This is a genomic window from Burkholderia sp. WTPI3 (assembly GCF_021483755.1).
In the GTDB taxonomy this organism is placed as follows: domain Bacteria; phylum Pseudomonadota; class Gammaproteobacteria; order Burkholderiales; family Burkholderiaceae; genus Burkholderia.
The window spans coordinates 1-4652 of sequence record NZ_JAGIXF010000178.1; the positions used below are offsets into that span (position 1 = coordinate 1).

The 4652-nt window shown below is 68.6% G+C and carries 5 protein-coding genes; 1 reads left to right on the top strand and 4 read right to left on the bottom strand.

Features of this window, described 5'->3' with window-relative positions:
• Positions 1 to 277, bottom strand: a 277-nt coding sequence (locus J7024_RS36305; protein ID WP_234745995.1) for an SDR family NAD(P)-dependent oxidoreductase, incomplete at its 3' end; no start/stop codon positions are given.
• Between the two features lie 103 nt (positions 278 to 380).
• Between J7024_RS36305 and J7024_RS36310 the strand changes: the two genes are divergently transcribed.
• On the top strand, positions 381 to 1313 hold the full coding sequence (locus J7024_RS36310) for a LysR family transcriptional regulator (RefSeq protein WP_124826342.1): 933 nt from the start codon (positions 381 to 383) through the stop codon (positions 1311 to 1313).
• Between the two features lie 9 nt (positions 1314 to 1322).
• Here the strand turns inward: J7024_RS36310 and J7024_RS36315 are convergent, their stop codons facing one another.
• The 3 genes from J7024_RS36315 to J7024_RS36325 all read right to left on the bottom strand — a co-directional run.
• The gene (locus J7024_RS36315) at positions 1323 to 2165 is read right to left on the bottom strand and encodes an ATP-binding cassette domain-containing protein (protein ID WP_124826343.1); all 843 of its coding nucleotides are present in this window, start codon (positions 2163 to 2165) and stop codon (positions 1323 to 1325) included.
• On the bottom strand, positions 2162 to 3793 hold the full coding sequence (locus J7024_RS36320; protein WP_124826344.1) for a cyclic peptide export ABC transporter: 1632 nt from the start codon (positions 3791 to 3793) through the stop codon (positions 2162 to 2164). Before J7024_RS36320 ends, J7024_RS36315 begins: the two co-directional genes overlap by 4 nt.
• Positions 3794 to 3887: 94 nt before the next feature.
• On the bottom strand, positions 3888 to 4652 hold a 765-nt coding region (locus tag J7024_RS36325), incomplete at its 5' end, for an iron chelate uptake ABC transporter family permease subunit (RefSeq protein ID WP_234745996.1).

Below are 4652 nucleotides of genomic sequence, written 5' to 3' on the forward strand. Positions count from 1 at the left end.
TGAACCGCCCCGCCGTGACGACCAGGTGATCGACCCGCGTCATCGTCGCGAATACGCGTTGCACCGCGGCCCGGTCGGCGATGTCCGCGATCGCGGTGCGCGCGCCGCCGATCGCCTGCGCGGCCGCCTCCAGCGTCGCGGCGGTGCGGCCGACCAGCGTTACGGCGGCACCGCGCGCCTTTACAGCCGCCGCGGCAGCGAGTCCGATTCCGGAGCTTCCGCCGAATACCACCACGTGCGCGCCTTCCAGCGCCGGAAACTGCGTTGCGTCGTTCATGTCGACTCCTCGTCGGGGATTGAATGTTCGCGAACCTTAGGTCATGCTCCAACGAGACGGAATACGTCTAAATCGAATAGGGGTCATGCCACGGAGGAATAAGATGGATTCGCTGCGTTCCATGCGTCTCTTCGTGCGCACCGTCGAGCTGGGCAATTTCTCGGCCGTCGCGCGCGAGGAAGGCACCGGCCAGCCGACGATCAGCAAGGTCATCGCCGCGTTCGAGAAAACGCTGGGCGTCCGGCTGCTCGAACGGTCGACGACGAACGTCGCGCCGACCGACGAAGGCCGGCGGTTCTACGAACGCTGCAAGCGCGTGCTCGACGAATACGCAAACGCCGTGGCCGACGTGCGCGGACAGACGCTGCGGCCAGTCGGCAAGCTGGTCGTCAACGCGCCGACGGGGCTCGGCGAACTGCGGCTGAATGCACTCGTGCTCGAATTCCTCGCGGCCTGTCCGGAGATCGAAGTCGAGCTGCATCTGACCGACCGCGTGATCGACCTGATCGAGGAAGGCGTCGACGTGGCCATCCGTCTCGGCCACGCGTTGCCGCCGGACGCGATCGCGCGCTGCGTCGCGTCGTCGCCGCGCCTGCTCGTGGCCGCGCCGCGCTATGTCGCGCAGTCGCCCGCGATCCGCCGGCCGGCCGACCTCGCGAAGCACGAGTACGTCGGCTACGCGCGCGCCGATATCGGAACCGACCTGGAATTCACCCGAGGCGCGGAGAAAATCAGCATCGCGATGCGCGGCCGGTATCGCGTCAACAGTTCGCTCGCATTGCGCGAATGTTTCCTCGCGGGAAACGCGATGGGCAGCGCGCCCGCATGGCTCGTCCAGGACCTGATCGACGGCGGACAACTCGTCCGGCTGCTGCCGAAATGGCAGATGAGCATGCCGCACGCGCTGCATCTCGTGTACGCATCGCGACGCTATCTGCCGCTCAGGACCCGCACGTTCCTGCAGTTCATGGAGCAGCGGCTTCCCGAACTCCCCGGATTCCATGTGCCGCAGGCGTCGTCGCAGCGAGTACGCTGACAACAGGCCCTAATACGCGAACCCGATCCGGCCTTGCCCGACCGGATGCGCGACCGTGCCCATCCGGATGTCGTAGACGTCGGTCAACACGTGATCGCGCATGAACGCATCCGGCGTCCCTTCGACCACGATGCGCCCCTGTCGCAACGCGACGAGCCGGTCGCAATAGCGCGCGGCGAGATTCACGTCGTGCAGCACGACGACCACGCAGAGCCCGCGTTCGAGCGTCAGCGCACGCACGAGCGCGAGCACCTCGATCTGGTGCCGCACGTCGAGCGCGGAAATCGGCTCGTCGAGCAGCAGGCATTCGCTGCGCTGTGCGACGAGCATCGCAAGCCACGCGCGCTGTCGCTCGCCGCCCGACAGGCTGTCGGCCGCCCGATCCGCGAATGCCGCGACGTCCATCGCGCGCAACGCATCGTCGACCATCGCGCGATCCTCGTCGCCGAATCGGCCCAGTGCGCCATGCCAGGGATAGCGGCCCAGCGCGACGAGCTCGCGCACGGTCAGCCCGTCGGTCGCGGGCAGATGCTGCGGCAGATACGCGACCGCACGCGCCAGCGCCCGGCTGGCCCAGGTATCGAGCGGGCGATCCTGCAGACGAATCGTGCCTGCCGACGGCCGCTGCTGCCGCGCGAGCAGTTTTACCAGCGTCGACTTGCCCGAGCCGTTGTGACCGAGCAGGCCGACCACGCTGCCGCGCGCGAATGCGAGATCGGCCGGATGCAGCAGCACGCGACCGGCCGCTTCGAACGACACGCGTTCGAGCGCGAAGAACGGGGCCGGCGACGCGACGGCCGCGGAAACATCCGGCGCGAGAGCAGGCGCCGGTACGGAAGCAATCGGATTCATGTCGGAGATACCGTCGAATGCGGCGCCACGGTGGCGGACTGCGCGACGATCTGCCCGTAGTCGAGCTTCACGCTGCGATCCGCCAGCGCGAAATAGCGGTCGTCGTGCGAGATCACCAGCACGGTCTTGCCGCGCGCCTTGAGTTCCGGCAGCAATTGCCGGTAGAACACATCCTTGAACAGCGGATCCTGGTCGGCAGCCCATTCGTCGAACACGTAGAACGGCCGGTCTTCCAGATACGCGACCAGCAGCGCGAGCCGCTTGCGCTGCCCCTGCGACAGCTCGAGCGTGGAAAACGCGCCGCCGTCGACCGCCACCTTGTGCGACAGCTGCAGCGCGTCGAGCAGTGCGCGCGCCCGCTGGCGCGACGCCATGTCGATGCCGAACAGTCGTTCGAACAGGAAGAAATCGCTGAACACGGCCGAGAACAGGTGCCGGTAACGCTCCCGCGACGCCGCATCGACCGGCTCGCCGTCGAGCAGGATCCGCCCGCCTTCGGGCGCGTACAGGCCCGTGATCAGCTTGGCGAGCGTCGTCTTGCCGCTGCCGTTGCCACCGATCAGGAACACCGTTTCGCCCGGCGCGAACGACAGGTCGATCGGCCCCAGCGTGAACGCTTCGCCGTCGCGCACATAGCGATGCGTGACGCCGTCGAGCGCGATCCGCCCGAACGCGTGCACGGGCCGCGCGCCGCCCACCGGCTCGCGCGGCAGTTCCGCATCGAGCTGCTCGATGCGCTCGAACGCGACGCGCGCGATGCTGACCGAAGGAATCGCGGCAAGCAGCCCCTCGATCGGCATGATCATGTACAGGAACACCATCGCGTAGCCCGACGCGACGCGCGCATCGATCTCGAACCAGCGCGCAAGCACGAACAACGTGAGGCCGATGAATGCGAACAGGACCAGGTTGCCCCAGCTCGCCGCGGCCGCATACAGCATGTAGCCGCGCGTGCGCTGCACGCGCACGGCTTCGACGCCCGGCGCGAGCATCTCGTCGACGAATGCGGCGCGGCGTGCGCGATGCAGCTTCAGCTCCTTCGCGCCGTCGAACAGCGCGCGGAAGTGGCGCACGAGATCGTCCTCCCGTCGACGCGAATCGCGCAGGTCGGTCAGCGCGCGCCCCTGGACCACGCGAAAGCCGAGCATCGCGACCCCGATCGTGACGGCCGCGAACAGCAGGATCTGCCACGACAGATAGCCGAGGTACGCGAGACAGCCGGCGATCACCGCACCCTGCATCGCGATCGTCGGAAGGTTGACGAAAAACACGACGATCGTGTCGAGATCCTGCGTGAGCACCGACAGCGATTTCGCGCTGCCGAGCCGTTCGAGATCGGGGTACGCCGCATCGCCGATGCGGCGGATCGTCCGCATGCGCAGCATCGCCTTCGCGCGCTGCCCGAGCGACATGAACAGCATCTGCGACACCGCGCGCGCGGCGAGCACCGCGACGACGACCGCCGCGAAGCGCCAGCCGAGCGCCACGAGGCGTTCGGCCGACGCTCCGAGCGCCTGGTTGATCAGCGCGATCAGCACGGCATTGCCAATCCCGCTCGCGAGGCTCGTCAGCAATGCGAGCGGCAGGGTCCAGCGAAAACTGCCGGTCAGGAAACGAAACAGCGACATGGGGAATCCTTGCACGTGCGACGCCGCCCTGCCGCTCGCGCGACGGGCGGCGTGCCGCCATCAGTTGTAGTGGAGATGCGGCGTTGCGTCGACCTCATCGCCGCAACAGCCAGAGCAGATAGGGTCCGCCGACCAGCGTCGCGAGAATGCCGGCCGGCAGTTGCTGCGGAAACAGCAGGTTGCGGCCGAGCCAGTCGGCCGCAACCATCAGCAACCCGCCGACGAGCGCCGCGATCGGCAATTGCGAGCGTGCGCGCGTGAAGCCCAGCAGCCGCGCGAAATGCGGCGCCATCAGTCCGACGAACGACATCGGCCCGATCACGATCGTCGCGCCCGCCGTCAGGATCGCGGCCACCGCGAACAACGCCGCGCGCGCATGGCTTGCGCGCACGCCAAGCGCATTCGCGACATCCGCGCCGAGCGGCAGGATGTCGAGCCAGCGCAACGCCAGCCACGCGAGCACGCCGGCCGCCACGGTGCAGATCCAGACCGCGATCGCCGTCTGCGGCAGAACCACGTAGGTCGAGCCGAACAGCAGCGCGCGCAGCAGTTCGGCCTGCAGGCCGCCACGCGCGGTCGCGAGCACGATCACGGCCTGCGAGAACGCACTGATCGCCATGCCGACGAGCAGCATCCGGTCGGGCGAGAAACCGCCGCGACGGCCGAACGCGACCATCGCCGCCAGGCACGCGAGCGCGCCCGCCGATGCGCCGCCCAGCAACACCGGCGCGGACGGCACGCCCGCGCCGAGCGCGGCGACCAGCAGCCCGAGCATCGCGCCGCCGCTCACGCCGAGCAGGTCCGGGCTCGCATCGGATTGCCGGTCAGGCGCTGCAATACCGTGCCGGCCAGCGCGACC